At 42.0% G+C, this 1,065-nt stretch carries 1 pseudogene; it reads right to left on the bottom strand.

Annotation, left to right across the window (positions count from 1 at the left end):
• Positions 1-446: 446 nt before the first annotated feature.
• Positions 447-977 (bottom strand): annotated as a pseudogene (locus H1X92_RS00310) (IS91 family transposase); the annotation flags it as partial.
• Positions 978-1,065: the final 88 nt, after the last annotated feature.

Below are 1,065 nucleotides of genomic sequence, written 5' to 3'. Positions count from 1 at the left end.
CACGAGTTTCGCACGGGCATATAAAATTCTAGAAATGGCTTCAAAACAATGATTAATCTTTAACTTACTAAGACGTATAAATTCACTTAAATTACAATAAGTTGTTTTTAATTTATGAGATTTTTTCTATTTATATATTATGCTGAATTAAACTTAAAAATAGAGCGTTTTCTTATTGGTGCGAAACTCGATGGTTAGGAATCTCAATCAATACAGTAAGGCATTAATGGAGGTGTTTTGAACTCAATATTTCTATTAAATTCTGACAGTTTTCTCGTTGATTAACCATGAGAACAGTAATTCGGTTAAATTATCATCTAAAAGCCTAATAATAGGCACACTGCTCCTAGGATGCGGTTTGTAACCATCGTTTTTTGACCATTTTATCCCGCCTTTCTGACAGTAAAGTGACGGCGTGTATTCCTTTTTCCGCACTCATAAACCGCAATCGGTTTCCAGGTGTCATATTGAGTGAGTCCCCCACGCGTGACGGATAAATGAATATGCGGATGTTGATTGAGTTGGCGACCGTAAGTATGCAGCGCACAAAAAATGCCAATTTCGAGGCCTTGGCGCTTGGCGTGTTTGAGCATGGCGCGGGTTGCACAGCGAAAGAGTTGGTTGAGTAAGCACCAGTTATTGTTAAAAAAAGGCCAAAGCAGGTGAGGCATAGTGAGGGTAATATGTTGCCATTCGCAATCCGGCAAAATATGGCGCTGCTGGGCAATCCACTGTTCGGTGCCTTTGAGGCCACACGCACTGCAGGCTTTGGATTTACAGGTTTGACAAAAGAAGCGTGAATGAGAGCATTCAGGTGAAGAACAGCAATAACGGCGAACGCCCATAGCGCAGGTGCTGCAGGCGAGCATCTTTTCGAAAGAGAGTAGTTGCCATTCATCTACGTGATTATTTTCGATGAAAAGGTTCCATCCGTCATCGTATTGAAATAGCAGTTTTGCAGGTCTGGGGATGTACATAGAGCAGAGTATAAAGGACGAGAAGGGAATTGCCTAGAAATAGAGCGCCTTTGCCGCGATGCTCACGCCAAAGGCGTGCTTATGTTCT

Origin of the sequence: Arsenophonus endosymbiont of Apis mellifera (assembly GCF_903968575.1) — a bacterium.
Lineage (GTDB): Bacteria > Pseudomonadota > Gammaproteobacteria > Enterobacterales > Enterobacteriaceae > Arsenophonus > Arsenophonus apicola.
This window is presented reverse-complemented; position numbering and strand designations above follow the sequence as displayed.